Below are 23,468 nucleotides of genomic sequence, written 5' to 3'. Positions count from 1 at the left end.
GACCGAATAGGCCCACTATGCGGTCGACCCTCCGCCTTGCGATCGCACGCACCAGACGCCGCGACACCCGCCCTGCGGGCGGACGGCGCCATTTGTCAGACAGGGCCCAGCCCCCGGATCGCGGCTAAGGACCCCGGCGGCGGCTCCGGCGCCCCCGGCAGGCGCAGCAGCGCCTCCGTACCCCCGCCGGCCGCCCGGCGCAGCTCCACGGTGCCGCCGGCCTGCTGCACCGTACGGGCGACGATCGACAGCCCGAGCCCGCTGCCCGGCCGGCTGCGGGCCGACGGCGAGCGCCAGAACCGCTCGAAGACGTGCGGCAGCTCCGCCTCCGGGATGCCGGGGCCGTGGTCGCGCACCCGCAGCAGCCCGTCGCGGCCGAGCCGCACCTCGACCCGGCTGCCCGCGGGCGAGAACTTCACCGCGTTGTCCAGCAGGTTGACCACGGCCCGCTCCAGTGCCGCGGGCTCGGCCCGTACGAACCAGGGCGCCAGCTCCGCGTCGATCCGCACCTCCGGCGCCCGCAGCCGCACCCGCCGCACCGCCCGCCCGGCGATCTCGTCCAGCGCGACGACCTCCAGCTGCGCCCTGTCCGGCGCCGCGTCGGGCCGGGACAGCTCCTGGAGGTCGCCGATGAGCGCGGCCAGCTCGGTCATCTGCGCGGTCACGGACTCCAGCAGCTCCCTGCGCTGCCCCGGCGGCAGCTCGCGACCGGACTCCTCGCTGCGGGCGAGCAGCTCGATGTTCGTACGCAGCGAGGTCAGCGGCGTCCGCAGCTCGTGCCCGGCGTCGGCGATGAGCTGCTGCTGCCGCTCCTGGGAGGTGGCGAGGGCGGCGGTCATGGCGTTGAAGGAACGGGACAGCCGGGCGATCTCGTCGTCGCCCTCGACGGGGATCTCGACGGCGAGGTCCTCGGTACGGGCGATGTGCTCGACGGTATGGGTCAACCGCTCCACCGGCCGCAGGCCCGCGCGGGCGAGCGCCACCCCCGCGACGCCGGAGGCGACGACGCCGCCGGCGGCGAGCAGGGTGAGGACGAGGGCGAGGGTGTCGAGAGGGTCGGTGACCTCGCTGAGGGGACGGCCGACGGTGAAGGCGGCGCCCGGGATCCGGTCCAGCGGGCGGGTGAGCACCCGGTACTCGGTGCCGTCGTCGGCGGTCGCGTTGTGGGCGGCCCACTCCAGCTCCCCGCTGGCGACCCGGGTGTCCTGGTCCTGGACCTGGATGAGCCGTTCGCCGACCTGGTAGCACCGCTGGCCGTCGTGGAGGACGAGCTGCACCGTCGGACCGCTGGGCGTGAACGGCCCCTGGTCGTCCGGCACCGTCTGGGGGCACCGGAGCCTGCCGTTGTCGATCTGGAACCGGGCCGTCGTCTGCTGCGTCTGCTCCAACTCCTCGTCGAGCGACGACAGGAGCTGCGAGCGCACCAGGAACCACGCCGTCACCGCGCACGCCGTCACCGCGACCGCGACGGCCGCCGCGGTGAGCAGGGCCAGCCGGGACCGCAGCGGGAGCCGGCCGAAACGGGAGATCACCTGCCGCCCGCCCGGCTCTCCCCCTCCGGGGCGCGCAGCACGTAGCCGACGCCGCGGACCGTGTGCACCAGCCGCGGGGCGCCGCCGGCCTCCGTCTTGCGGCGCAGGTACATGACGTACACGTCGAGGGAGTTGGAGGAGGGCTCGAAGTCGAAGCCCCAGACGGCCTTGAGGATCTGCTCGCGGGTGAGCACCTGCCGCGGGTGGTGGAGGAAGAGCTCCAGCAGCGTGAACTCGGTGCGGGTCAGCTCCACCGCCCGGCCGCCCCGGGTGACCTCGCGGGCGGCGAGGTCCATCCGCAGATCGCCGAACTCCAGGGTTTCGGCGGTGTCGGGCTGTTCGCCGCCGTCGGCGTACGCGCGGCGGCGCAGCAGCGCGCGGATGCGGGCGAACAGCTCGTCCAGTTCGAACGGTTTGACGAGGTAGTCGTCGGCGCCCGCGTCGAGCCCCGTCACGCGGTCGCCGACGGTGTCGCGGGCGGTGAGCATGAGGATGGGCACCCGGTCGCCCGCGGCCCGCAGCCGGCGGGCGGCGGTGAGGCCGTCCATGCGGGGCATGAGCACGTCGAGGACGACGAGGTCGGGGCGGTAGGAGGCGGCCTTGTCGAGGGCGTCGAGACCGTCGACGGCGAGTTCGGTCCCGTAGCCCTCGAAGGCGAGGCTGCGCTCCAGCGCCTCGCGTACGGCCGGCTCGTCGTCGACGATCAGGATGCGCTGCTGCTGCTCGGTCACGGCCTCAATTGTTCCTGAGGTCGTCGAGGATCTGCTTCACATCGTTGACCGGGATGGCGAATCCGAGCCCGACGCTGCCCGCGGAGGAGTCGTCCGGCGGCGCGTACATGGCCGAATTGATGCCGACGATCCGGCCGTTCATGTCGACGAGGGCGCCGCCGGAGTTGCCGGGGTTCAGCGAGGCGTCGGTCTGGATGGCCTGGTACGTGGTCGTCTCCGACCCGAGCCGCCCGTTGTACTGGCCGCCGCCGAAGCCGAACGGCCACTGCTCGCCGCCCTGCGGCTGCTGCTGCTCCTTCTCGACGGTGACGTCGCGGTCGAGCGCGGAGACGATGCCGCTGGTGACGCTGCCGCTCAGGCCCTCGGGGGAGCCGATGGCGACGACCTCGTCGCCGACCTTCAGGGAGTCGGAGTCGCCGAGGACGGCGGGCTTGAGGCCGGACTTGCCCTGCACCTTGACGAGCGCCATGTCGAGGTCGGGGTCGGTGCCGACCACGTCGGCGGTGGCGGTGGAGCCGTCGCTGAAGGTGACCTGGACCTGCTGGGCGCCGGAGACGACGTGGTTGTTGGTGAGGATCTCGCCGCTCTCGGTGACGACCACCCCGGACCCGGTCGACTGCCCGGCGGTCGAGGAGGACTGGATCTCCACGACGCTGGGGCTGACGGCCGCGGCGACCCCGGCGACGGAGCCGCTGTCCCCGGCGGAGACCTGGGTGCCGCTGGCGGCGCCGGCGGCGCTGCTGCTGCTCGTACCGGGCGAGTCGGTCAGCTCGCCGACGAGCGCGGCGCTGCCGCCCCCGACGACGGCGGCGACGAGCGCGGCGGCGGCGAGCACCCCGAGGGGGCCCTTGGCCCGCCGCCGCCGCGGCGGGTCTGCGGGGTGCGGCGGCGGGGCGCCGAACCCGGCGTAGCCGGTGTGCGAGGGCTGGGTGCTGGTGCCGTATGTGTGCTCCGTCATGTCACAGACGATCCCGGGGGATTCTGAGAGGCGTCTGAGATGGACGTAAGAAGCGGAATAGAACCGTGTTCGCCCGAAATAAAGTCGGCGGGGCCGGGGCCCGACTCGATGATCTCGGCCAGCAGGGCTCCGGCTCGCAGCAGGGCGAGGGTGCGCCGGGTGAGGGCGTCCAGGTGGGCGTCGAGGGCGGCGAGCGACCGGCTCACGTCGCCCAGGCCGCGGAGGGCGGCCACCGCCTCCCGTACGTCCGGGATGCGGTGGCCGCCGGCGCGCAGGGCGGCGGTGACGCGTGCTTCGCGGATGGCGGCGAGCGGGTAGCGCCTGGCCGTCCCCGCGCGCGTGGCGACCCGCTCCGGCGCCACCAGACCGGCCTTCTCCCAGAAGCGCAGAGTGGAGGCTTTGACCCCGAGCGCGTACGACAGCTCGGTGATGGTCATGGAGTCCGCGTCGACGGGCTCGGCATCGGTCGCCGCCTCGGCGCGCACGGCCGCCAGCGCCCGCCGCGCGGCCACCGCCCGCTCGCGCTCGCCGTTGAGCCGGGCGTGCAGCCCGCCGACCACCGCCGCCCCGGGGCCGGGCGCCGTGAGCCGGATCTCCCGCATCGCGTGCCGGGCGTCGACGGGACCGACGGCGTGGGCCAGCTCGCGGTACGCGCGCAGGGCGCGCACGTGCGCGGCGGAGAACCGCCGGTAGCCGTTGGGCGCGCGCTCCGCGGCGGGAATGACGCCCAGCGCCTCCAGATCGCGGACCTGCTGCGCGGAGTAACCCGACGCGGCGGCGACGGCCGAGGTGCGCACGGGCCGAACCCTCCACTAGCACTTCACCTACATGCTCGAACCATGAGTATGGACCTGCTTCTCCGCACGATCCGGACATTCGACGGCGTGCTCGAACTCGCCCCCCGCGAGGGCGACGCGTACCCCGAGATCGCCTGGGGCGACCACTTCTTCTACTACGCCCCCTCCGGCGAGGTGCCGCAGCACGGGCAGCCCTACGCCACCGTCGTCACGAAGAACTACCCCGGTGACACCCTGTGCGGCCTCGACCACCCCGGCCGCCGGCGGCTCAACATCCACGTCGGCAGGGCCGCGTTCGCCGACCTGACCGGCGAGGACCCCCGCGCCGACCCGGCCCCCAGGGACTACACGGCGACCGACGTGGTCCTCCCCCACCCCGTCCACCGCGCCGGGGGCTGGATCGCGATCACCAACCCGGCCGCCACCACCCCGCTTGCCTCGCGCCTCCTCCTCGAAGCCCACGGCAAGGCAAGAGCCCGGGCGCAACGCCGCGGGGGCCCCGCCCCGGGAGCGCGCGGCTAGCGGGCCACGCCTGCGGGCGCCCCTCCCGCTTGCTGTAGCTTGGGCCGCCACCCGCGCTCGAAGGACGACTCCGGCGGCATGGCCCGCAAACCCTGACGAGGGGGGTGCCGTGCTGGCACTGATCATCTCCGCGTTCGCCGTTCTGGTGTCGCTCGGCTCGTTCGTCGTCGCCTACATGTCCGACCGCCGGTCCCAGATGCCCGTCCTGCAGTTCATGTGGGAGAGCGCGCAGAACGACGCCGCGGAACCGAAGTGGTGGCTGATGAACGTCGGCAGGGGCCCGGCCACCAACGTCGTGGTCGCCCAGACCGCGCGTACGTCCCTGACCCGCGGCCTCAACCGCGAGGTCTGGTACAACCCCGTGCTCGTACCGTCGATCCCGGCGGACGGGAAGCTGGCCCTCACCTGGCTCGGCGGCACCATGGGGCTCGACTGCGGACTGGGGGCGAGCTACACGGACGGGCACCGGTGCTTCTACACGACCAAGTGCGGGGACGACGTCAACATGGTCTACGTCGGCCTCCACATACCGCGTTGGCCGCTGCTGAAGCTCCATGGCCGGAAGGCCGTCAAGACGTGGTGGGGCGTGGAGGACCTGTCGGGCCCGCAGTGGTCGCCCGCCACGGACGGCCACGTACGGAGGCGCTGGTGGCTCCCCAGGCGCTTCGGCCTGAGCCGCCGCCTCGGCGGCTGGGCCGACCCCGTGAGGTCGTACAGCCCCCCGCCGGCGACTCCGACGTCCGCCGAAACACCCCTCGCCTGACGGCTGGAAGCCCCCGTGCCGACGGCGCCCGGCCCCGTCTCCGCTACGGGCAGCCGCAGGAGCGGCGGGTGACCAGGTGGGACGGGAACTGCTTCAGGCGTTCGCGGCGGGTGGCCAGGGGGGTCTCGTCCAGGACCAGGTCCACCGCCGCGCGGGCCATCGCCGGGCGGTCCGAGGCGACCGTCGTCAGGGGCGGGTCCGTGAGGCCGGCCTCCTTGACGTTGTCGAACGCAGCCACCGCCAGTTCGCCCGGGACGTCGATGCGCAGCTCACGGGCCGCCCGCAGCAGGCCGATGGCCTGGTCGTCGGTGGCGCAGAAGATGGCCGGGGGGCGGTCCGGGCCCGCGAGGAGCTTCAGGCCGACCTGGTAGGCGTCGTAACGGTTGTACGGGGACTGGAAGAGCCGGCCCTCCGTCGAGCGGCCCGCCGCGCGCATCGCGATGCGCCAGCCCTCGACGTGGTCGGTGACCGGGTCGCCCGTCGTCGGGGTCGTCTCGACGCCGCCCAGGCAGGCCACGTACGCGTGGCCGTGCTCCAGCAGGTGGCTCGTCGCCAGCCGCGCGCCGCCGACGTCGTCCGTGACGACGACCAGGTCCTCCGGCTGGTCCCGGCGCTCGTGCATGAGCACCACGCGCGCGTCCCACGCGTCGATCTCCGCCGCCGCCGCGGGACTCGGGCCCTGGCTGACGAGGATCAGGCCGGACACGCGCATCCCGAGGAAGGCCCGCAGATAGTGGACCTCGCGGTCGTCGAGATAGTCGGAGTTGCCGACGAGGACCATCTTCCCGCGCTCGGACGCCGCCTGCTCCACCGCGTGCGCCATCTCGCCGAAGAACGGCTGCCGCGCGTCCGGCACGATCATGCCGATGAGGTCCGTACGCCGCGAGGCCATGGCCTGCGCCACGCGGTCCGGGCGGTAGCCCAACTCCTTTATCGCCGCGAGCACCCGCTCCCGGGTGGCCGGGGCGACCGGCCTGGGTCCGTTGTTGATGACATAGCTCACGACCGCGGTCGAGGTCCCCGCCAGCCGTGCCACGTCGTCCCGCGTCACCTTGGCCACGGCGCAAGTCTACGCGTGATGACTCTCCGCACTACCCCGCCTCTGTGATGCCCCGGCCACCGCCTCGGGGCTTACTACGCGCGGTGCCGCGCCTCCTGCGCCGCGCCCCTCTGCTCCCGGTTCTCGGCCTTCTTCTCCGCCTTCTCCGGCACCACGAAGCGGTAACCCACGTTTCGGACCGTGCCGATCAGCGACTCGTGCTCCGGACCGAGCTTCGCCCGCAGCCGCCGCACGTGGACGTCCACGGTGCGGGTGCCGCCGAAGTAGTCGTAGCCCCAGACCTCCTGGAGGAGCTGCGCCCGGGTGAACACCCGCCCCGGGTGCTGCGCCAGGTACTTCAGGAGCTCGAACTCCTTGAAGGTCAGGTCCAGCACCCGCCCCTTCAGCTTCGCGCTGTACGTGGCCTCGTCCACCGTCAGATCTCCGTTGCGGATCTCCGTGGGGCTCTCGTCCGCGGGCAGCTGCTGCCGGCCCAGCGCCAGCCGCAGCCGCGCCTCCACCTCCGCGGGTCCCGCGGTGTCCAGCAGTACGTCGTCCACGCCCCACTCGGCGGTGACGGCGGCGAGCCCGCCCTCCGTCACGACGAGGATCAGCGGGCAGCCGGGGCCCGTGGAGTGCAGCAGCTGACACAGGCTGCGCACCTGCGGCAGGTCGCGGCGGCCGTCGACGAGGATGACGTCGGCGCCGGGGGTGTCGATCAGGGCGGGGCCCTCGGCGGGCGCCACCCGGACGTTGTGGAGCAGCAGGCCGAGCGCGGGGAGCACCTCGGCGGAGGGCTGCAGGGCGTTGGTCAGGAGCAGCAGAGAACTCACGGGCGCACCTCCCGGTGGCCGGCGGCGGTGACCGTGGGGGGCGGGCTCGGGGTCGTCGCGGTGGTCTCGGTCTCGGCTCTGCCTCTGCGTTTGCCCATGGTGTCGGCCTCCTCAGAAGGTGGCATGAAAGCACGAAAGGACCCGGGGGCAACCTTGCCCGGGTCCTTCACACGTCAGAATAGCCCACATGAGCTCGACCTCCGCGGCCTCGTCCGGCCGGCGAGACACCGCACCCGGTCCTTCCGCCCCCGCCCCGCCCGGCGCGCGCACGGCGCTGCTGCGGGCGGCGGACGGGGTGCCGATCGAGGCCGCGTACGACCCGGGGCCGGGCCCGGACGCCCCCGCGATCGTGGTGGCGCACGGCTTCACGGGCGCGCTGGAGCGGCCGGCGATCCGGCGCGCGGCGGCGGTGTTCGCGCAGCGTGCGGGGGTGGTCACGTTCTCGTTCCGGGGCCACGGCGGCTCGGGCGGGCGCTCGACGGTCGGCGACCGGGAGGTGCTGGACCTGGCGGCGGCGGTGGCCTGGGCCCGGTCGCTGGGACACGGGCGGGTGGCGACGGTGGGGTTCTCGATGGGCGGCTCGGTGGTGCTGCGCCACGGTGCGCTGTACCGCGCGGGGGCGCGGGGGGACGAACAGGAGCGCGGGGGGCGCGAGGGGCGCAAGGGGGCGTACGGACGCGCTGCCGCGGGGCCCGGCACGGCCGGCCCGGGCCCGGCCGTGGACGGCCCGGCGGCGCTCAGCTCCGGTACGGACGGCTCGGTGGCGCTCGGTGCGGATGCGCTCGGCGCCGGCGCGGTCCGTACGGGCACGGTCCCCTACGCGGACGCGGTGGTGTCCGTCAGCTCCCCGGCCCGCTGGTACTACCGCGGCACGGCGCCGATGCGGCGGCTGCACTGGATAGTGGAACGCCGTACGGGCCGGGCGGTCTCCCGCCTCGCCCTGAAGACCCGCATCCACCACCGCCGCTGGAACCCCGAACCCCTCTCCCCCACGGCCGCGGTCCCCCTGATCGCCCCGGCCCCGCTGCTGATCGTCCACGGCACCCGGGACACGTACTTCCCCCTGGACCACCCCGAGTCCCTGGCCGCCGCGGCGGAACCGGGCACGGCGGAACTGTGGCTGGAGGAGGACTTCGCCCACGCGGAGAACGCGGCGAGCGAGGAGTTGCTGACACGGATCGCCACATGGGCGGTGAGGGCCGTCAGCGGACGTAGTTCTTGAGCACCTCGGTGTCGAGTTCGATGCCCACGGGATCAGGGATGACGACGGGCTCGCCGAAGGGTGCTGTGTGTGAGTCCCGGTAGCAGGCGCGATCCGCATCCGGGTACGTAAGGACGGTCACGGTGCACGAGGACCGGTCGATCATCAGGTGCACCGGGATCCCCACCGCCGCGTACGCGGACGGTTTCTCACGCCGGTCGCGGCGGTCGGTGTCGGAGTCGGAGTCGGAGGATGTGACCTCGACGGTCATCAGCACACCGTCCGGCTCCGCCCACTCCTCCTTGCCGGCGAAGTGCTCCCACGGAGCCAGCACACCGTCCACGCGGGCCCGCCCCTGCCTGTAGGCCTCCACCTTGAGCTGCTTTTCGACGAAGAGCCCGAGCTCCGGCCTGCTCTGCATACAGCGGCGCAACAGCCACATGATGATCGTGTCGTGATCTCCGTCGGCCACGCGCTTTACCCTGATCTTCCCAGCGATGAACTCCAGCCTGACCGCCCCGTCGGACACCTTGTCGGCGGACCTGGCGATCGCTTCGAACTCCTCGACCGTCGCGTCTGCCCTGCGCTCTGCCATAACCGTCATGGTGCACCCCCTTCCGGGCCGCAGCCAGTCTCTCCCGCCCGCGCCGGGCCGATCATCGGTCCGGGGCGGAGACCACACGCGTGGGTGACCTAGATCGTTTCTGCTACCGGTTCCGCGAACTGCGCCTGGTACAGGCGGGCGTAGGCGCCCTGGGCCGCCAGGAGTTCCTCGTGCGTGCCCTGTTCCACGATCGACCCCGCCTCCATCACCAGGATCACGTCCGCGTCGCGGATCGTGGAGAGGCGGTGGGCGATCACGAAGCTCGTGCGGCCCGTGCGGAGTTCCGCCATCGCGTGCTGGATCAGGACCTCCGTGCGGGTGTCCACCGAGCTGGTCGCCTCGTCCAGGACCAGGATCGCCGGTTCCGCGAGGAACGCCCGGGCGATGGTGACGAGCTGCTTCTCGCCCGCCGAGACGCCCGTGCCCTCCTCGTCGATCACCGTGTCGTAGCCGTCCGGCAGGGTCCGTACGAAGCGGTCGACGTGGGTGGCCTTCGCGGCGGCGACGATCTTGTCGTGCGGGGTGCCCGCCGGGGCGCCGTACGCGATGTTCTCCGCGATCGTGCCGCCGAACAGCCACGTGTCCTGGAGCACCATCCCGATCTGCGCCCGCAGCTCCTCGCGGCTCATCTCCGCCACGTCGACGCCGTCGAGCAGGATCCGGCCGTCCGCCACCTCGTAGAACCGCATCAGCAGGTTCACCAGCGTCGTCTTCCCCGCCCCCGTCGGGCCGACGATCGCCACCGTCTGGCCCGGGCGGACCGTCAGCGACAGGTCCTCGATCAGCGGTTTCTCCGGGTCGTACGAGAACGAGACGCCCTCGAACGCCACCTCGCCCCGCACCGGCTCCGCCGGGCGGGCCGGGGCGGCGGGGTCCGGCTCCTGCTCGTCCGCGTCGAGCAGCTCGAAGACCCGCTCCGCCGAGGCGACGCCCGACTGCACCAGGTTGGCCATCGACGCGATCTGCCCCAGCGGCTGGCTGAACTGCCGCGAGTACTGCACGAACGCCTGCACGTCGCCGATCGACAGCGCCCCGGAGGCGACCCGCAGCCCGCCGACGACGGCGACCAGCACGTAGTTGAGGTTGCCTATGCACATCATCGCCGGCTGGATCAGCCCGGAGATGAACTGCGCCCGGTAGCCGGCCCGGAACAGCTCGTCGTTCTCCTCGCGGAAGGTCTCCGCCGCCTCCTCGCGGCGGCCGAAGACCTGGACCAGCGAGTGCCCGGTGTACATCTCCTCGATGTGCGCGTTCAGCTTGCCGGTGGACGCCCACTGCGCCACGAACTGCGGCTGTGCCCGCTTGCCGACCCGGGTCGCGACCGTGATCGACAGGGGTACGGTCACCAGCGCGACCAGCGCCAGCAGCGGCGAGATCCAGAACATCACCGCCAGCACCCCGACGATCGTCAGCAGCGACGTCACGATCTGGCTCATGGTCTGCTGGAGCGACTGCCCGACGTTGTCGATGTCGTTGGTCGCACGGGAGAGGATCTCGCCGCGCTGGTTGCGGTCGAAGTACGACAGCGGCAGCCGCGACAGCTTCGCCTCCACCTCCTCGCGGAGGCGGAAGACCGCCCGCTGCACGACCACGGCCGTCAGCCGCGTCTGCGCGAGCGCGAAGCCCCACGCGGCGACGTAGACGAGGGCCGCCCACAGCAGCGTGCGGCCGACGGCGTCGAAGTCGATGCCGTCGGTGGCGCGGGCGGAGCCGGTGTCGACCCGGTCGCCGTAGACGCCGGCGACGACGAGGTCGGTGGCGTGGCCGAGGAGCTTCGGGCCGGCGACGGTGAGCGCGATGCTGGCGGCGCCGAGGGCGAGGATGACGCGGATCAGGGTGCGGTCGGGACGCAGGGTGCGCAGGAGGCGGACGGCGGAGCCGCGGAAGTCGAGGGAGCGCTCGACCGGCGGGCCGCTGAACATGCGCATGGGCCCGCCGCCGGCGGCGGGGCGCGGGCCGGGCGGCCGGTTCCCCGGCTTGCCCGGGCCCTCCGTGCCTCCGGGGCCTCCCGGAGACCCCGGACCTCCCGGAGACCCCTGGCCTCCCTCGTTCCCCGGTTTCGGCGGCTCCTTCGCCGGTGCGCTCATGCCGCCGCCTCCTTCTCCGTGAGCTGGGAGAGCACGATCTCGCGGTATGTCTCGTTCGCCGCCATCAGCTCCGCGTGCGTCCCCGTGCCCGCCACCCGGCCCTCGTCCAGGACCACGATCCGGTCCGCGTCGCGGATCGTCGCGACCCGCTGCGCGACGATCACGACCGTCGCGTCCCCGAGCCGGCGCGCGAGGGCCGCGCGCAGGGCGGCGTCGGTGGCGTAGTCGAGGGCGGAGAAGGAGTCGTCGAAGAGGTAGATGTCGGGGCGGTGCACCAGCGCGCGGGCGATCGCGAGGCGCTGCCGCTGGCCGCCGGAGACGTTGGAGCCGCCCTGGGCGACGGCCGCCTCCAGGCCGCCGTCCATCTCCCGTACGAAGTCCGCCGCCTGCGCGGTGCGCAGCGCGTCCCACAGCTCGTCCTCGGTGGCGTCGGGCTTGCCGTACCGGAGGTTCGAGGCGACGGTGCCGCTGAAGAGGTACGGCTTCTGCGGTACGTACCCGATGGCCAGCGCCAGCGCCGCCGGGTCCAGGTCCCGTACGTCCACGCCGCCCACCTCGACGCTGCCCGCCGTGGCGTCGAACAGCCGCGGCACCAGGGCCAGCAGGGTCGACTTGCCGCTGCCCGTGCTGCCGATGACCGCCGTCGTCCGCCCCGGGCGCGCCACCAGGTCGACGTCCGTCAGCACCGGCTCCTCGGCGCCCGGGTAGCGGAACTCGACGCCGCGGACGTCGAGCCGGCCGCGCTCGCGCGGCCCGGCCGCCGCGGGCACCGGGGCCGCGGGCGGGACGACGGACGACTCGGTGTCCAGCACCTCCTGGATCCGCTCGGCGCAGACCTCCGCGCGCGGGATCATCATGAACATGAAGGTGGCCATCATCACGCTCATGAGGATGTACATCAGGTAGGAAAGGAACGCCGTCAGCGCACCGACGTCCATGGCGCCGCTGTCGATGCGCCCGGCCCCGAACCAGACGACGGCGACGCTCGAAAGGTTCATGGCGAACATCGGGGTGGGGAACAGCAGCGCCAGCAGCCGCCCGGTCCGTACGCCCACGTCCATCAGGTCGGCGTTCGCCGTGCCGAAGCGGCCCTGCTCGTGCTCGTCGCGGACGAAGGCTCGGATGACGCGGATGCCGGTGATCTGCTCGCGCATGATGCGGTTGACCTCGTCGATGCGCTTTTGCATGCTGCGGAACAGCGGGCGCATCCGGCGCACGATCATCGCCATGAAGACGCCCATGGCCGGCACGACGACCAGCAGCAGGGACGTCAGCGGCACGTCCTGGTTGAGCGCCATGACGACGCCGCCGGCGCACATGATCGGCGCCGAGACCATCATCGTGAACGCCATCAGGCCCATCATCTGGATCTGCTGCACGTCGTTGGTGGTGCGGGTGATCAGGGACGGGGCGCCGAAGCGGGCCATCTCGCGGGCGGAGAAGGACTGCACGCGGTCGAAGACGGAGGCGCGCAGGTCGCGGCCGAGGGCCGTGGCCGTACGGGCGCCGAGGAACACGGCGCCGGCGGCCGCGCAGAGCTGCACCACGCTGAAGGCGATCATCCAGCCGCCGGTGCGCACGATGTAGCCGTTGTCGCCGGGGATGACGCCGTGGTCGATGATGTCGGCGTTGAGCGTGGGGAGGTAGAGCGTCGTCAGGGTCGCTATGAGCTGCAGCGCCACGATCCAGCCGATGTCCCGGCGGTACGGGCGCAGGTGAGCGCGGAGGATTCGGACGAGCACGTCCGCAGCGTACGTCGAAGGTTGCCCGGGGCGACGAGAATTTCGCCAGGGGCATGATGGGACGGGACGCACCGCGCGACCGCGCGCGGGAGTCGAGGAGAAGAAGGGGGCGGCGCGCCATGACGGCCAGCGGCACCATCCGGTACTGGGCGGCGGCCAAGGCCGCGGCGGGCACCGCGGAGGAGCCCTACGCGGCGGACACCCTGGCCGAGGCGCTGGCCGCGGCCCGGGGGCGGCACGGCGACGACCTCGCGCGGGTGCTGGCCCGGTGCTCGTTCCTCGTGGACGGGCGGGCGGTGGGCGCCCGCGACCACGCGGGGGTGGCGCTGGCGGACGGGGGGACGGTTGAGGTCCTGCCCCCGTTCGCGGGAGGCTAGGCGCACGATGAGCGACCAGAGACACGACCCCGCGCCGTGGTCGGCTGCCCCCTCGGCGCCCGCGGGCTGGGCCCCGTACGAGGACCAGCGCGACGGCGACGGAGCCGGCCCTCCGCCGAGCGGGCACACGCAGTTCCCGCCGGCGGCGGGCCAGGGCGACGACGGGTACGGCGGGCCGGAGACGCAGTTGGGGATGGCCCTGCACGAGGAGTCGGCGGCGGCGCAGCAGACGTCGTACCTGCCCCCGGTGACGGACGCGGGGCCCTACGACGGCGGCTACGCGGGTTCGTACGGCGGCGGGCAGCCCGGCGGGAGCGGCGGGCCCGGAGCGCCGTACGGCGGCGGCCAGGACCCCGCGGGCGCGGGGCAGTCCACCGGTGCCGGCGCGGGGTACGGCGAGGCGCCGTACGGCGGCGGGCACGGCTCCCCGGCAGGGGGGCAGGCCCCGGCCGGCGGGCACGGCCCGGGGTACCGCGGCGGCACGGGCCCGGCCGGCGGGCACGCGGCGCCGTACGGCGGGGGCGGCCAGGAGCAGCTCGGCGGGCCCGGAGCGCCGTACGGCGGCGGCTCGCCCGGCGGCGGTACGGGCACGGGCGGAGGCCCGCAGGCGTACGGCGCCGCGGGTACGGCCTATCCCTCGCCCGCCGGGAGCGACGGCCGCGGCGCCGCGGCGCCGCAGGGAGCCGCGGCGGTCGACGAGACGGCGTACCTGCCGCCGGTGACGGACGACGCCCCCGCCGGGTACGGCGGCACCGGCGCCGGAGCGGCCGTCGAGCAGACCGCCTACCTTCCGCCGGTCACCGGGCACGAGCCGCCGGGCGGGACCGGCGCCCAGTGGCCCGACGGCTGGGACCGCGGCGGCACGGGCGCCCCCGCGACGGGCCCGGGCCACCCCGGCGTCCCGGCAGGGCCCCACGGCAACGCAGCCGGCCACCCCGGCGACGTGGCGGGCCAACCCGACGTCCCCGCCGCCGGCCGCCACGCCCATCCCGGCGCCCCCTCGCACCCCGGCGCCCCCGGCGCCGGCCCCGGCTTCCCCGGCCCCGGCGGCCCCGAGACCGGCACCCTCTACGGCGCCCCCACCCTCCGCCGCCCCAAGCCCCCCGCCGAGGTGCTCCGCGAGGAGGGCACCTCCGTCCTGATAGCGCCCGGCCCGCAGCCCGCCGCGCTCACCGCCGTGCTCGCCGGCCTCCTCGCCGTCGCCGCGGCGCTCGACGTGCGCCCCGGGCTCGCCGCCGCCGTAGCCCTGCTGCAGGGCGTCACCGCCGCCGGCTGGTTCCGGCTGAACGGCATGTGGCCCGCCCGCGAGGGCATCGCGCTGGCCGCGGCCGCCGGGCTGACCGCGACCGGCGCCGTCCTCGCGGTCGACGAGGACGACGCCACGATCGCCGCGATCGGCTCACTCGCCGGCTGGTTCCTCCTCATCGCCCTCGTCCAGCTGCGCAGCACCAGCGCGCCCAAGGAGCGCCTCACCGCGCTGAACGTCGCCCTCGCCGCCGCCGCCCTCGCCGTCCTCGCCTCCGGCTACCTGGCCGCCGAGCGGCACGCGGTCGTCGTCGGCGCCGTCGCCGTGGCCGCCGGGACGCTGGGCCGCGGGGTGCCGCTGCCGCCGAACGCCTCGCCCGTCGCCGCCGTGGCCGCGGCCGGGGCCGGCGGGCTCGCGGCGGGGCTCGGCACCGACATGGGCGCCGCCGGCGGGCTGCTGGGCCTGGCGGCGGGGGTGTGCGTGCTCATCGCGGTCCGGGTGGCCAGCTACGACTACCCGTCGCGGTTCGTGCACATGACGGCCGGGGTGTCCCTGCCGCTGACGCTCTCGGTGCCCGCGGTCCACCTGCTCGGGCTGGCGCTGCTCTGACCCGTACCCGCAGGCCGCCGCTCCCGCCATCCTGCGGGTACGGAGCCGTACACATGTCTAAGCTCTCAGGCACGACCGACCGGGGGGCGGAGAACCGATGCGCGCGTTGAAGATCACAGCGGTGGTGCTTGTCGTGGTCTGCGTGCTCGCGCTGGCCGCCGACCGCATCGCCCTCAGGGTGGCCGAGTCGGACGCGGCCGAACGCATCGAGAAGGAGTACGGCTTCTCCCAGCGGCCCGACATCGAGATCAAGGGGTTCCCCTTCCTGACCCAGCTCATGGCGCGGAAGTTCGACACGGTGGACGTGCGGATCGACGGCATCAACGCCGTCGGCGGCGGTGGCCGGACCCTGCGTCTGGACGGGGTGCGCGGCGAGCTGGAGGGCGTGCGGATCGAGGGCGACGACTGGGACCGGGCGACGGCGGACAAGGCCGACGGCAAGGTGACGATCACGTACGAGGACATCTCCGCGGCGCTGCCGGTGGTGGACGTCTCGTACGGCGGGAAGGGCGCGGCCGGCGAGAACAAGGTCAAGGCGACGGTCGGGACCTCCTTCCTCGGGCAGCGGCTGGAGGAGTCGCTGCTCGGCAAGGTCAGCGTGGTCGACGGCAACACGATCCGGCTGCGGGCCACGGGCGTCGACAACCTGAAGGGCGTGCCCGGCCTGGAGGACTTCGTGCGCGACCGGATGGACTACAACTGGACGATCAACGACCTGCCGCCCGGGATACGCCTGACGGACGTCGAGGTGACCGAGGACGGGATCGTCGTCACGGGCAGCGGCAAGGACGTGGAGCTGGGCGACGAGCGCTCGGCCAAGGGCTGAGCGTCCCCCGCGGGGGCGCCGCGGACGGCCCCCCGTCCGCCAGCTGAGACCGCCGCGTCCGTACCGCAGAAACCCGGGCCCCGCCACCCCCGCCCGCCCCGTCCGGCGGGGTCCGCATCCCACCCCTCGTCCCACATTCCGGACGAAGGCGTCTCATAGTCCGACACGCCGGTGACACATGCGCACGTCCCTCCGTACGATCGACGGCATGCTGTGCTCGAAGAGCGGTCCCCGCCCCCGGGGACAGGCAGATCACCTGACCAAGCGGCGCGCGGTCGACCTGTGCCGCGTCGCCGCCATGCTCTGTCGCACCGCCTGACCGGGGTCCGGGCCCGCAGCTCCCGCCCCCAGCCGGGCCTGTGCCTCCCCGCACCGCCCGCCCGGCTGTCCGCACACTTCCGCCCCCGGCGCACCGCCCTGCCTGCTGCGCGCGCCGGGTGCACACCCGCCCGTACCCCTGTCTCAGCGCTCCGGAGGAGAGAAGCAGATGAGCCGCAGTGACGTCCTGGTGGACGCCGACTGGGTCGAGGCCAACCTCGACAACCCGAAGGTCGTCCTCGTCGAGGTCGACGAGGACACCGCCGCGTACGACAAGAACCACATCAAGAACGCCGTCCGCATCGACTGGAAGACCGACCTCCAGGACCCGGTGCGCCGCGACTTCGTCGACCAGGCCGGCTTCGAGAAGCTGCTGTCCGAGCGCGGCATCGCCAACGACGACACGGTCGTCCTCTACGGCGGCAACAACAACTGGTTCGCGGCGTACGCCTACTGGTACTTCAAGCTCTACGGCCACGGCGACGTGAAGCTCCTCGACGGCGGCCGCAAGAAGTGGGAGCTGGACTCCCGCGACCTGGTCGCCGAGGTGCCGCAGCGCGCGGCCACCGCGTACAAGGCCAAGCCGCAGGACACCTCCATCCGCGCCTTCCGCGACGACGTCGTGGCCGCGATCGGCACCCTCAACCTCGTCGACGTCCGCTCCCCCGACGAGTTCTCCGGCAAGCTGCTCGCCCCGGCGCACCTCCCGCAGGAGCAGTCGCAGCGCCCCGGGCACGTGCCCTCCGCGCGCAACATCCCGTGGTCGAAGTCGGCCAACGACGACGGCACCTTCAAGTCGGACGACGAGCTGAAGGAGCTGTACGAGGGCGAGGGCGTGGACCTGTCGAAGGACACCATCGCCTACTGCCGCATCGGCGAGCGCTCGGCGCACTCGTGGTTCGTGCTGCACGAGCTGCTGGGCCAGGAGAACGTCAAGAACTACGACGGCTCCTGGACCGAGTACGGCTCGCTCGTCGGCGTGCCGATCGAACTGGGCGCCAACGACTGACTGCCGGCCGCCCGGTCACACCCCGAGAAAGGACACGACTCCACATGTGCGGAGCCAAGGCAGGAGGCCCCGACGCCGCCGGCGTCAAGGCCGGCGAGACGACCATCCAGGGTTCCGTGACCCGCGACGGCGAGCCCGTCACCGGTTACGTGCGGCTGCTGGACGCCTCCGGCGAGTTCACCGCCGAGGTCCCGACCTCGGCGACCGGCCAGTTCCGGTTCTACGCCGCGGAGGGCACCTGGACCCTTCGGGCCCTGGTGCCCGGCGGCACCGCGGACCGCACCGTGGTCGCCCAGCAGGGCGGCCTCTCGGAGGTCGCGATCGCGATCTGAGGCCGCACGAGCCGGCAGCAGGCCGCGCCGTCGGCGCCGGAGCCCCGCACCGCCTCCCGGGCGTACCGTGGAGGTATGCGGGGCTTCCGCCGTTCTGGCGTCCAGCCGGACCCCCGCGTGCCGCGGAGCCAGCCGCGGCGCCGGAGGCGGTACTTCCTGCTGATGGGCACCGCGGTACTGCTGTTCGTACTCGCCGGTGCCGTCGTCCACCCCTTCTCGGCGACCGCCGCCATCGCCATGTGCGTGGTCGCGGCCGCCCTCCTGCCGGTCGCCGTCATCCTCGGCAACCGCCGGGAGGAGGGCGACAAGTGGTGGGACGAGAAGTGAGCCGCCGGAGCGCCGGCCGCGCGAGGCGGCGACCGGCGACGCCCGCTCAGTAGACGAGCGCCTGGCTGCCGTCCGCCATCGCCTCGCTGACGAACACCTGCGCCCCGGCGATCCGTACGCCCTCCAGCACGTCCTTCTCCTCGATCCCGCGACGCGCGGCGCACTGCGTGCACAACGTGACCCGCCCGCCCGCCAGCACACCGTCGATCAGCTCCGGCAGCGGCGCGGCGTGCGGCAGCTCGAACTCCGCGGCCCGCCCGGGCAGCGCGAACCACGCGGACTCGCCGGTCAGCCAGAGCGACACCTCCACGCCGCTGGCGGCGGCGACGGCCGCCACAGTGAACGCCTGGGAGCAGCGCTCCGGCGCATCCGTACCCGCGGTCACCTTGATCACAAGCTTCTTGGCCATGCGCCAACTGTAGGTACTGCCGCGAGCGTGACGTTCTCACGCCACCGCGCGCTGTACAGGTATGAACCTGAGCAGGGGGCGCTTGTGACCATTCCGTACGGACCGGGGGAGCCGCCGGGCCCCCCGCAGCCGCCGACGGCGCGGCCCCACGACGACGACCCGCCGACCACCCGGCTCAGACCCGTCGCCCCGGGGCCGGCAGCCCCGAACTCCGCGGCGGCGCAGGGCATTCCGGCATACGCCGCGCAGGACCACCCCCCGGCGCCGGACGCCCGCACCCGCCGCCCCGGCCGCCGCATCGCCCCGCTCCTCGCCGCCGCCGTGTTCCTCGGCGTACTCGGCGGCGTCGGCTACGGCTACACCCAGCAGGCCGGCGAACCGCCCACCCCGCTCCCGCCGCTCAACCAGGCGCGCCTGGACTACCCCGAGAAGCCCCTGTCGGCGGACGAGGCCCCGGAGCCGCTCTCCGCGAAGCAGGACCGGCGCGTGCGGACCGACGGCGACCTGCGCGAGTTACTGATCGCCGAGCCGAAGGGCGCCGTCCCCGACGAACTCGGGCCCGAGTGGCTGCCCGTCGAGCAGTTCGCCGGCGGCTTCGAGGACCCCAACTTCGTACTGGCCGACCTGGTGACCGAAGGATTCCGGCGCGCGGCGGCCACCTCCTGGACGCAGGACGGGGACACGCAGGTGACCATCGCCCTGCTGCAGTTCCGCGACGAGTCCGCTCTGCAGTCCGAGGAGTACCTCCTCGGCCAGCAGTCGTACATGCCGAGCGACCAGGGCGCGGGTACCACCGGCGTGCCCATCCCCGGCAGCGTCGGCGGCGCGCTCTTCGTCTCCGAGAGCCCGGTGCAGGAGCCCGGTTACGTCCCCGTCTACGAGGCCAGGGCGCTGGCACGGCGCGGCGACATCGTGCTGGACATGCACATCGCCTCGTCGCAGGCGATCGCCGAGGACACCGCGATGGCCATCGCGCAACGCCAGATGGAGCGCCTGTGACCCACCACTCCCCGTACGCGGCCCACCAGGAGCATCCCGAACCGCAGCAGCACGCCGGGCAGCAGCCCCCCGCGCACCAGGGGCAACCGCGCCGCCGGGCTCCCCGCGTGCTGCTCTCGGGCCTGCTGGCCCTCGCCGCCGTGGCCGGGACCGCCGGCTACGTCTACTGGCAGACCGACGGCGCGGACCGCACCGTGCGCACCAAGCTGTGGCAGGCGGAGAAGAAGGTGGCGAGCAAGAAATGGCGGACGGGGGCCGAGGACGGCCGCCAGGACAACCCCCTCAGCAGGCAGTTGCTCAAGCCCACCGACGCCCGCGCCTACGGCCTCGGCCCCGACGTCGAGGGCTACGGCAACGACTTCGCGCTCAGCGGGCGCCGCGCCGCCGCGGTCCTCAAGGAGGGCGGGAAGGGTCTCCCCCCGCAGGAGCGCCGGCTGCACGGCGACTTCGTCGAGCAGCTCGACGTGCAGGGCATGGCCATGCGCTCGTACGCCACCGGCCGCGAGGTCGTCACGATCCAGATCGCGCAGATGGACAACGAGGAAGGGGTGCTCGCCCTCCAGGCCGGGCAGCGGCAGCTCTTCGAGTCCCTCGGCGACTTCCGCGAGGGGCCGGACATCGAGGGCAAGGACGCCGAGTGCTTCCTGCCGCCGCGGGACGAAGAGGCCGGCATGGACCAGATGTACTGCTCCGCCGCCCGCGGCAACCTGATGATCCAGCTCAACGCGTACGGCGGCGATCCCTTCGAGCCCAAGGATGTGGCCATGCTCTTCGAGAAGCAGCTCGACCAGGCGGAGTCGCCGGGGAAGTCGATTTGACCGCCCCGCCCCCGCCCCCGCCTCCGCCGCCTCCGCCCCCGCCGCCGCCTCCGTCCGCCCCGCTGCCCGGCCGAGGGCCCGCCCCGGTGCCCGGCCAGGCGCCCGCGCAGTGGGGCACGCAGCAGGTCCTCGGCACCCCCGGGCCCGCCCCGCGCGACCGCCGGCGGCTCCGTGCCGCGGGCGTCTGGGCGCTCGCGGTGCTGGTCCTCGCCGTGACCGCCGCCGGCACCGGCTACGGGCTCACCCGGCTGGACCGCACCGACCTGCCGGGGCTCGCCACCGAGTCCGACGGCCGCTGGGACTACCCCGCCCTCGAACTGCCCGCCCTGCCCTCCGGGTCCCCGCCGCCGTTCGTCGCCGGCAACAGCGCCGAGGAGCACCACGCCGACCTCCGCGACCTGGTGCTGCCGCCCCCCGCAGATGCCGAGCCCGACAAGAAGCTGCCCGCCGAGGCCGAGTGGGTGCCCACGGGCACGTACCTCGACGCGTACGACGCACGCGACCGCGGCGAGCTGCGCCGCGCGCTCCGCCACAACGCCGTCCGGCACATCGCCGCCACCGGCTGGCTCATGCCGGACGGCACCCGGACGCGCATCTATCTCCTGAGGTTCAACTCCGGCGCGTTCGCGACCGCCTGGTTCGACGAGGTGATCTCCCGGGGCGACAGCACCGGCTCCGACCTCGCCGGGGCGCCCGAGGCCGTACTCGACGAGAGCTGGCCGGTGGAGGCGGGGCCCGGCGCCATCGAGACGCACGTCTTCGACGAGCCCGAGCCGCGCGAAGAGGACCACGTGCGCCAGGCGTACCTGCGTGCCGGGGACGTCATCGGCCTGGTGGTGCAGTCGCGGGCGGGCGAGGTGGCCCCGACTCCGTTCCGGCAGACGGTGGTCCTGCAGTCACAGCTCCTCGGCTGACCCCCGCCCCGGCCCCCGGCGGATGCCCGCCGGGCCGGGGGCGGGGCCGGCGGCTAGACTCGGCGCGGTACGTCCCTCGTCGTTACGGAGCGCACTCGTGCTTGTCGTCACCTTCGACATCCTGCTCGTGCTGGTCTGCGTGGCCACACTGGCCTTCGCCGGCCTGGTCGTGAAGAAGCTCTACCAGGGCCAGCGCTGACGATGCCGATCGAGATCCCCTCCGACCTGCACAAGGACCTGGTCCCGCTGGCGTTCCTGCTGGGCGACTGGCAGGGTGCGGGCGTCTTCGACTTCCCCGGCAGCGAGAAGTGCAACTTCGGACAGGAGCTGCGCTTCGGCCACGACGGCCGGGACTTCCTCGCGTACACGTCGTACACCTGGGTGCTCGACGAGGACGGCGGGAAGGTGCGCCCGCTGGAGAGCGAGTCCGGGTACTGGCGGATCCGGCCCGACCGGCAGATCGAGGCCGTGATGGTGCGCGACCAGGGCGTCGCCGAGGTCTGGTACGGCGAGCTGGCCGAGGGCAAGCCCCAGATCGACCTGGCCACGGACGCGGTCGCGCGCAGCGCGGCCTCCCCGCCGTACGCGGGCGGCAAGCGGCTGTACGGGTACGTGAACGGCGACCTGATGTGGGTGGGCGAGAAGGCCACGCCCGAGGTGGAGCTGCGGCCGTACATGTCGGCCCAGCTGAAGAAGGTCGTCGACCCGCGGGAGTGGGCGAAGGACCTGAAGGACCTCCCGGACGACGGGATCTCCTTCTTCCGCTGAGCCGCCTCCTCCGGATGCCGCGGGCGCCCCCCGGGGGCGCTTTCCGGCAACCGGCCGGGGTTCCGCCGCGGCGCTCATACACTTGAGCCGTGGAGACCACCGACTGGAAGCGCGACCTGCGCGAACGCGGCTACCGGCTGACGCCGCAGCGGCAGCTCGTGCTGGAAGCCGTCGACTCCCTGGAGCACGCGACACCCGAGGGCATCCTCATCGAGGTCCGCAAGACCGCCGCCGGGGTCAACATCTCCACGGTCTACCGCACGCTGGAGCTGCTGGAGGAGCTGGGCCTCGTCAGCCACGCGCACCTCAACCACGGCCCGCCGACGTACCACATCGCCGACCGCCACCACCACCTGCACCTCGTGTGCCGCGTCTGCGACCGGGTCATCGAGGCGGAGAACGCGGTGGCGGAGCCGTTCGCGGAGGAGCTGCGGCAGCGGTTCGGGTTCGAGAGCGACGTACAGCACTTCGCGATCCTCGGCCGCTGCGCGACCTGCACCGAGTCCGGCAAGCCCGACGCCTCCGCCCCGTAGCGCCCCCCCGCCTCCCGGCGGTCGCCCGCGCGCGGCTTGCATCCGGCCCGTGACCCCGGGTGGCCGCCCGGACGTACTCTTGAAGCATGAACGCGCCTTCCCCTCTCCTCTCCCTGCCCGGGGCGGTCGCCGCCGAGGCTCCCGACGAGGGCGTCGCCGCGCACTACGGCGATCTCTTCCGGGAGCAGCGCGCGCTGGACGCCGGCGAGGGCTTCGTCGACCTCTCCCACCGCGGCGTCGTGTCGGTCACCGGCCAGGACCGGCTGAGCTGGCTGCACCTGCTGCTGACGCAGCACGTGGAAGCGCTGGCGCCGGGCCACGCCACCGAGGCGCTGGTGCTGTCCGCCCACGGGCACATCGAACACGCGCTGTACCTCGTCGACGACGGCGAGACGACGTGGGCGCACGTGGAACCCGGTACGCAGAAGGACCTCATCGCGTACCTGGAGAGCATGAAGTTCTTCTACCGGGTGGACATCGCCGACCGCACGGACGACCTCGCGGTCGTCCATCTGCCGGCCGGGTCCATCGCGGAGGCGCCCGACGGCGCGACCGTCCGCGAGACGGCGTACGGGCGCGACCTCTTCCTGCCGCGTACGGAGCTGGCGGCCTTCGCCGCCGCCGCGGGCCCGCCCGCCGGGGTGCTGGCGTACGAGGCGCTGCGGGTGGCGGCGCACCGGCCGCGGCTCGGCCTGGAGACCGACCACCGCACCATCCCGCACGAGGTGGGCTGGATAGGCACGGCCGTGCACCTGGAGAAGGGCTGCTACCGGGGGCAGGAGACGGTCGCGCGGGTGCAGAACCTGGGCCGGCCGCCGCGGCGGCTGGTGTTCCTGCACCTGGACGGCAGCGAGGTGACGCTGCCGCCGCACGGGGCGGCGATCCGGCTGGCGGCCGAGGAGGAGGGGCGCAAGCTGGGCTTCGTCACGACCTCGGTGCGCCACCACGAGCTGGGGCCGATCGCGCTGGCGCTGGTGAAGCGGAACGTTCCGGCGGACGCGGCGCTGCTGGCGGACGAGACGGCGGCGGCGCAGGAGACGGTCGTCGAGCCCTGACGACCGCGGGGGCGGCGCCCCCGCGTGCGGGGGCGTGCTCCCGTGCGCCTCGGATGTCGCGTACGCCCCCCGCGCTCCGCGGGTCCGTACGCCAGTACGCCGCGCGTGCGTACGTCTGC

26 protein-coding genes are annotated in these 23,468 nt (G+C 73.7%); 16 read left to right on the top strand and 10 right to left on the bottom strand.

The window, feature by feature from the left end:
• Positions 1 to 95: 95 nt before the first annotated feature.
• The 4 genes from LG396_RS03400 to LG396_RS03385 are packed head-to-tail and all read right to left on the bottom strand — an operon-like array spanning position 96 to position 4,018.
• Positions 96 to 1,532 carry a sensor histidine kinase gene (locus LG396_RS03400; protein WP_225793502.1) on the bottom strand — a complete coding sequence of 479 codons (1,437 nt, stop codon included), beginning with the start codon at positions 1,530 to 1,532 and terminating at the stop codon, positions 96 to 98.
• Positions 1,529 to 2,263 carry a response regulator transcription factor gene (locus tag LG396_RS03395; RefSeq protein ID WP_037749757.1) on the bottom strand — a complete coding sequence of 245 codons (735 nt, stop codon included), beginning with the start codon at positions 2,261 to 2,263 and terminating at the stop codon, positions 1,529 to 1,531. Before LG396_RS03395 ends, LG396_RS03400 begins: the two co-directional genes overlap by 4 nt.
• Positions 2,264 to 2,267: 4 nt before the next feature.
• Positions 2,268 to 3,221 carry a S1C family serine protease gene (locus LG396_RS03390; protein ID WP_225793501.1) on the bottom strand — a complete coding sequence of 318 codons (954 nt, stop codon included), beginning with the start codon at positions 3,219 to 3,221 and terminating at the stop codon, positions 2,268 to 2,270.
• Entirely contained in the window at positions 3,218 to 4,018 is an 801-nt protein-coding gene (locus LG396_RS03385) for a MerR family transcriptional regulator (protein WP_225793500.1), read from the bottom strand. Before LG396_RS03385 ends, LG396_RS03390 begins: the two co-directional genes overlap by 4 nt.
• Positions 4,019 to 4,066: 48 nt before the next feature.
• Between LG396_RS03385 and LG396_RS03380 the strand changes: the two genes are divergently transcribed.
• Together LG396_RS03380 and LG396_RS03375 are read left to right on the top strand one after the other, a co-directional pair.
• On the top strand, positions 4,067 to 4,540 hold the full coding sequence (locus LG396_RS03380; RefSeq protein ID WP_225793634.1) for a DUF6194 family protein: 474 nt from the start codon (positions 4,067 to 4,069) through the stop codon (positions 4,538 to 4,540).
• Between the two features lie 109 nt (positions 4,541 to 4,649).
• Positions 4,650 to 5,303 carry a hypothetical protein gene (locus LG396_RS03375; RefSeq protein ID WP_225793499.1) on the top strand — a complete coding sequence of 218 codons (654 nt, stop codon included), beginning with the start codon at positions 4,650 to 4,652 and terminating at the stop codon, positions 5,301 to 5,303.
• A gap of 43 nt (positions 5,304 to 5,346) precedes the next feature.
• On the opposite strand, the gene LG396_RS03370 is transcribed toward LG396_RS03375, so the two are convergent.
• On the bottom strand, positions 5,347 to 6,363 hold the full coding sequence (locus LG396_RS03370; RefSeq protein ID WP_037749745.1) for a LacI family DNA-binding transcriptional regulator: 1,017 nt from the start codon (positions 6,361 to 6,363) through the stop codon (positions 5,347 to 5,349).
• A gap of 74 nt (positions 6,364 to 6,437) precedes the next feature.
• Positions 6,438 to 7,175 carry a response regulator transcription factor gene (locus LG396_RS03365; RefSeq protein WP_018836043.1) on the bottom strand — a complete coding sequence of 246 codons (738 nt, stop codon included), beginning with the start codon at positions 7,173 to 7,175 and terminating at the stop codon, positions 6,438 to 6,440.
• A 187-nt stretch (positions 7,176 to 7,362) separates the two neighbouring features.
• Between LG396_RS03365 and LG396_RS03360 the strand changes: the two genes are divergently transcribed.
• On the top strand, positions 7,363 to 8,397 hold the full coding sequence (locus LG396_RS03360) for an alpha/beta hydrolase family protein (RefSeq protein WP_225793498.1): 1,035 nt from the start codon (positions 7,363 to 7,365) through the stop codon (positions 8,395 to 8,397).
• Here the strand turns inward: LG396_RS03360 and LG396_RS03355 are convergent.
• The 3 genes from LG396_RS03355 to LG396_RS03345 all read right to left on the bottom strand — a co-directional run bounded on the left by LG396_RS03355 (position 8,378) and on the right by LG396_RS03345 (position 12,809).
• Entirely contained in the window at positions 8,378 to 8,980 is a 603-nt protein-coding gene (locus LG396_RS03355; protein ID WP_225793497.1) for a Uma2 family endonuclease, read from the bottom strand. The two genes, LG396_RS03360 and LG396_RS03355, sit on opposite strands and share 20 nt — an antisense overlap.
• Positions 8,981 to 9,069: 89 nt before the next feature.
• Entirely contained in the window at positions 9,070 to 10,908 is a 1,839-nt protein-coding gene (locus LG396_RS03350) for an ABC transporter ATP-binding protein (protein WP_225793496.1), read from the bottom strand.
• Positions 10,909 to 11,063: 155 nt separating this feature from the next.
• Positions 11,064 to 12,809, bottom strand: a complete 1,746-nt coding sequence (locus LG396_RS03345; RefSeq protein WP_037749732.1) for an ABC transporter ATP-binding protein — start codon at positions 12,807 to 12,809, stop codon at positions 11,064 to 11,066.
• 119 nt (positions 12,810 to 12,928) lie between these two features.
• On the opposite strand from LG396_RS03345, the gene LG396_RS03340 reads away from it, so the two are divergent.
• The 7 genes from LG396_RS03340 to LG396_RS03315 all read left to right on the top strand — a co-directional run bounded on the left by LG396_RS03340 (position 12,929) and on the right by LG396_RS03315 (position 17,853).
• The gene (locus tag LG396_RS03340; RefSeq protein ID WP_018836037.1) at positions 12,929 to 13,186 is read left to right on the top strand and encodes a MoaD/ThiS family protein; all 258 of its coding nucleotides are present in this window, start codon (positions 12,929 to 12,931) and stop codon (positions 13,184 to 13,186) included.
• A gap of 7 nt (positions 13,187 to 13,193) precedes the next feature.
• Positions 13,194 to 15,041: a hypothetical protein gene (locus tag LG396_RS03335; protein ID WP_225793495.1), complete on the top strand. Its 1,848-nt coding sequence runs from the start codon at positions 13,194 to 13,196 to the stop codon at positions 15,039 to 15,041.
• Positions 15,042 to 15,138: 97 nt separating this feature from the next.
• Positions 15,139 to 15,867, top strand: a complete 729-nt coding sequence (locus LG396_RS03330; protein ID WP_225793494.1) for an LmeA family phospholipid-binding protein — start codon at positions 15,139 to 15,141, stop codon at positions 15,865 to 15,867.
• Positions 15,868 to 16,045: 178 nt separating this feature from the next.
• Entirely contained in the window at positions 16,046 to 16,186 is a 141-nt protein-coding gene (locus LG396_RS39905) for a putative leader peptide (RefSeq protein ID WP_372483220.1), read from the top strand.
• 168 nt (positions 16,187 to 16,354) lie between these two features.
• Complete coding sequence (locus tag LG396_RS03325; protein WP_018836034.1) at positions 16,355 to 17,194, top strand: sulfurtransferase; 840 nt, start codon at positions 16,355 to 16,357, stop codon at positions 17,192 to 17,194.
• 44 nt (positions 17,195 to 17,238) lie between these two features.
• Positions 17,239 to 17,526 carry a DUF1416 domain-containing protein gene (locus tag LG396_RS03320; protein WP_037749721.1) on the top strand — a complete coding sequence of 96 codons (288 nt, stop codon included), beginning with the start codon at positions 17,239 to 17,241 and terminating at the stop codon, positions 17,524 to 17,526.
• A gap of 75 nt (positions 17,527 to 17,601) precedes the next feature.
• The gene (locus LG396_RS03315) at positions 17,602 to 17,853 is read left to right on the top strand and encodes a DUF3099 domain-containing protein (RefSeq protein WP_225793493.1); all 252 of its coding nucleotides are present in this window, start codon (positions 17,602 to 17,604) and stop codon (positions 17,851 to 17,853) included.
• 46 nt (positions 17,854 to 17,899) lie between these two features.
• Here LG396_RS03315 and LG396_RS03310 read toward each other — a convergent pair whose 3' ends face one another.
• The gene (locus LG396_RS03310) at positions 17,900 to 18,262 is read right to left on the bottom strand and encodes a DsrE family protein (protein ID WP_037749716.1); all 363 of its coding nucleotides are present in this window, start codon (positions 18,260 to 18,262) and stop codon (positions 17,900 to 17,902) included.
• A gap of 84 nt (positions 18,263 to 18,346) precedes the next feature.
• Here LG396_RS03310 and LG396_RS03305 point away from each other — a divergent pair, with 84 nt between their 5' ends.
• From LG396_RS03305 to ygfZ, 6 genes are all read left to right on the top strand, one after another.
• Positions 18,347 to 19,261: a hypothetical protein gene (locus LG396_RS03305; protein ID WP_225793492.1), complete on the top strand. Its 915-nt coding sequence runs from the start codon at positions 18,347 to 18,349 to the stop codon at positions 19,259 to 19,261.
• Complete coding sequence (locus LG396_RS03300) at positions 19,258 to 20,079, top strand: hypothetical protein (protein WP_225793491.1); 822 nt, start codon at positions 19,258 to 19,260, stop codon at positions 20,077 to 20,079. The genes LG396_RS03305 and LG396_RS03300 overlap by 4 nt, the downstream gene beginning before the upstream one ends.
• 86 nt (positions 20,080 to 20,165) lie before the next feature.
• The gene (locus LG396_RS03295) at positions 20,166 to 20,993 is read left to right on the top strand and encodes a hypothetical protein (protein WP_225793490.1); all 828 of its coding nucleotides are present in this window, start codon (positions 20,166 to 20,168) and stop codon (positions 20,991 to 20,993) included.
• 201 nt (positions 20,994 to 21,194) lie between these two features.
• Positions 21,195 to 21,761 carry a heme-binding beta-barrel domain-containing protein gene (locus LG396_RS03290; protein WP_018836026.1) on the top strand — a complete coding sequence of 189 codons (567 nt, stop codon included), beginning with the start codon at positions 21,195 to 21,197 and terminating at the stop codon, positions 21,759 to 21,761.
• Positions 21,762 to 21,850: 89 nt separating this feature from the next.
• Positions 21,851 to 22,294, top strand: a complete 444-nt coding sequence (locus LG396_RS03285; protein ID WP_018836025.1) for a Fur family transcriptional regulator — start codon at positions 21,851 to 21,853, stop codon at positions 22,292 to 22,294.
• A gap of 86 nt (positions 22,295 to 22,380) precedes the next feature.
• Positions 22,381 to 23,349, top strand: a complete 969-nt coding sequence (gene ygfZ / locus LG396_RS03280; protein WP_037749710.1) for a CAF17-like 4Fe-4S cluster assembly/insertion protein YgfZ — start codon at positions 22,381 to 22,383, stop codon at positions 23,347 to 23,349.
• The last annotated feature ends 119 nt before the right edge of the window (positions 23,350 to 23,468 follow it).

Origin of the sequence: Streptomyces aculeolatus (assembly GCF_020400605.1) — a bacterium.
Classification (GTDB): domain Bacteria; phylum Actinomycetota; class Actinomycetes; order Streptomycetales; family Streptomycetaceae; genus Streptomyces; species Streptomyces aculeolatus.
This window is presented reverse-complemented; position numbering and strand designations above follow the sequence as displayed.

Excerpts from the sequence above, each read along its gene's own strand:
- LG396_RS03390 (WP_225793501.1), bottom strand. The coding sequence starts at position 3,221 with ATGACGGAGCACACATACGGCACCAGCACCCAGCCCTCGCACACCGGC.
- LG396_RS03380 (WP_225793634.1), top strand. The coding sequence starts at position 4,067 with ATGGACCTGCTTCTCCGCACGATCCGGACATTCGACGGCGTGCTCGAA.
- LG396_RS03360 (WP_225793498.1), top strand. The coding sequence starts at position 7,363 with ATGAGCTCGACCTCCGCGGCCTCGTCCGGCCGGCGAGACACCGCACCC.
- LG396_RS03355 (WP_225793497.1), bottom strand. The coding sequence starts at position 8,980 with ATGACGGTTATGGCAGAGCGCAGGGCAGACGCGACGGTCGAGGAGTTC.
- LG396_RS03350 (WP_225793496.1), bottom strand. The coding sequence starts at position 10,908 with ATGCGCATGTTCAGCGGCCCGCCGGTCGAGCGCTCCCTCGACTTCCGC.
- LG396_RS03340 (WP_018836037.1), top strand. The coding sequence starts at position 12,929 with ATGACGGCCAGCGGCACCATCCGGTACTGGGCGGCGGCCAAGGCCGCG.
- LG396_RS03335 (WP_225793495.1), top strand. The coding sequence starts at position 13,194 with ATGAGCGACCAGAGACACGACCCCGCGCCGTGGTCGGCTGCCCCCTCG.
- LG396_RS03330 (WP_225793494.1), top strand. The coding sequence starts at position 15,139 with ATGCGCGCGTTGAAGATCACAGCGGTGGTGCTTGTCGTGGTCTGCGTG.
- LG396_RS39905 (WP_372483220.1), top strand. The coding sequence starts at position 16,046 with ATGCGCACGTCCCTCCGTACGATCGACGGCATGCTGTGCTCGAAGAGC.
- LG396_RS03325 (WP_018836034.1), top strand. The coding sequence starts at position 16,355 with ATGAGCCGCAGTGACGTCCTGGTGGACGCCGACTGGGTCGAGGCCAAC.
- LG396_RS03320 (WP_037749721.1), top strand. The coding sequence starts at position 17,239 with ATGTGCGGAGCCAAGGCAGGAGGCCCCGACGCCGCCGGCGTCAAGGCC.
- LG396_RS03315 (WP_225793493.1), top strand. The coding sequence starts at position 17,602 with ATGCGGGGCTTCCGCCGTTCTGGCGTCCAGCCGGACCCCCGCGTGCCG.
- LG396_RS03310 (WP_037749716.1), bottom strand. The coding sequence starts at position 18,262 with ATGGCCAAGAAGCTTGTGATCAAGGTGACCGCGGGTACGGATGCGCCG.
- LG396_RS03290 (WP_018836026.1), top strand. The coding sequence starts at position 21,195 with ATGCCGATCGAGATCCCCTCCGACCTGCACAAGGACCTGGTCCCGCTG.
- ygfZ (WP_037749710.1), top strand. The coding sequence starts at position 22,381 with ATGAACGCGCCTTCCCCTCTCCTCTCCCTGCCCGGGGCGGTCGCCGCC.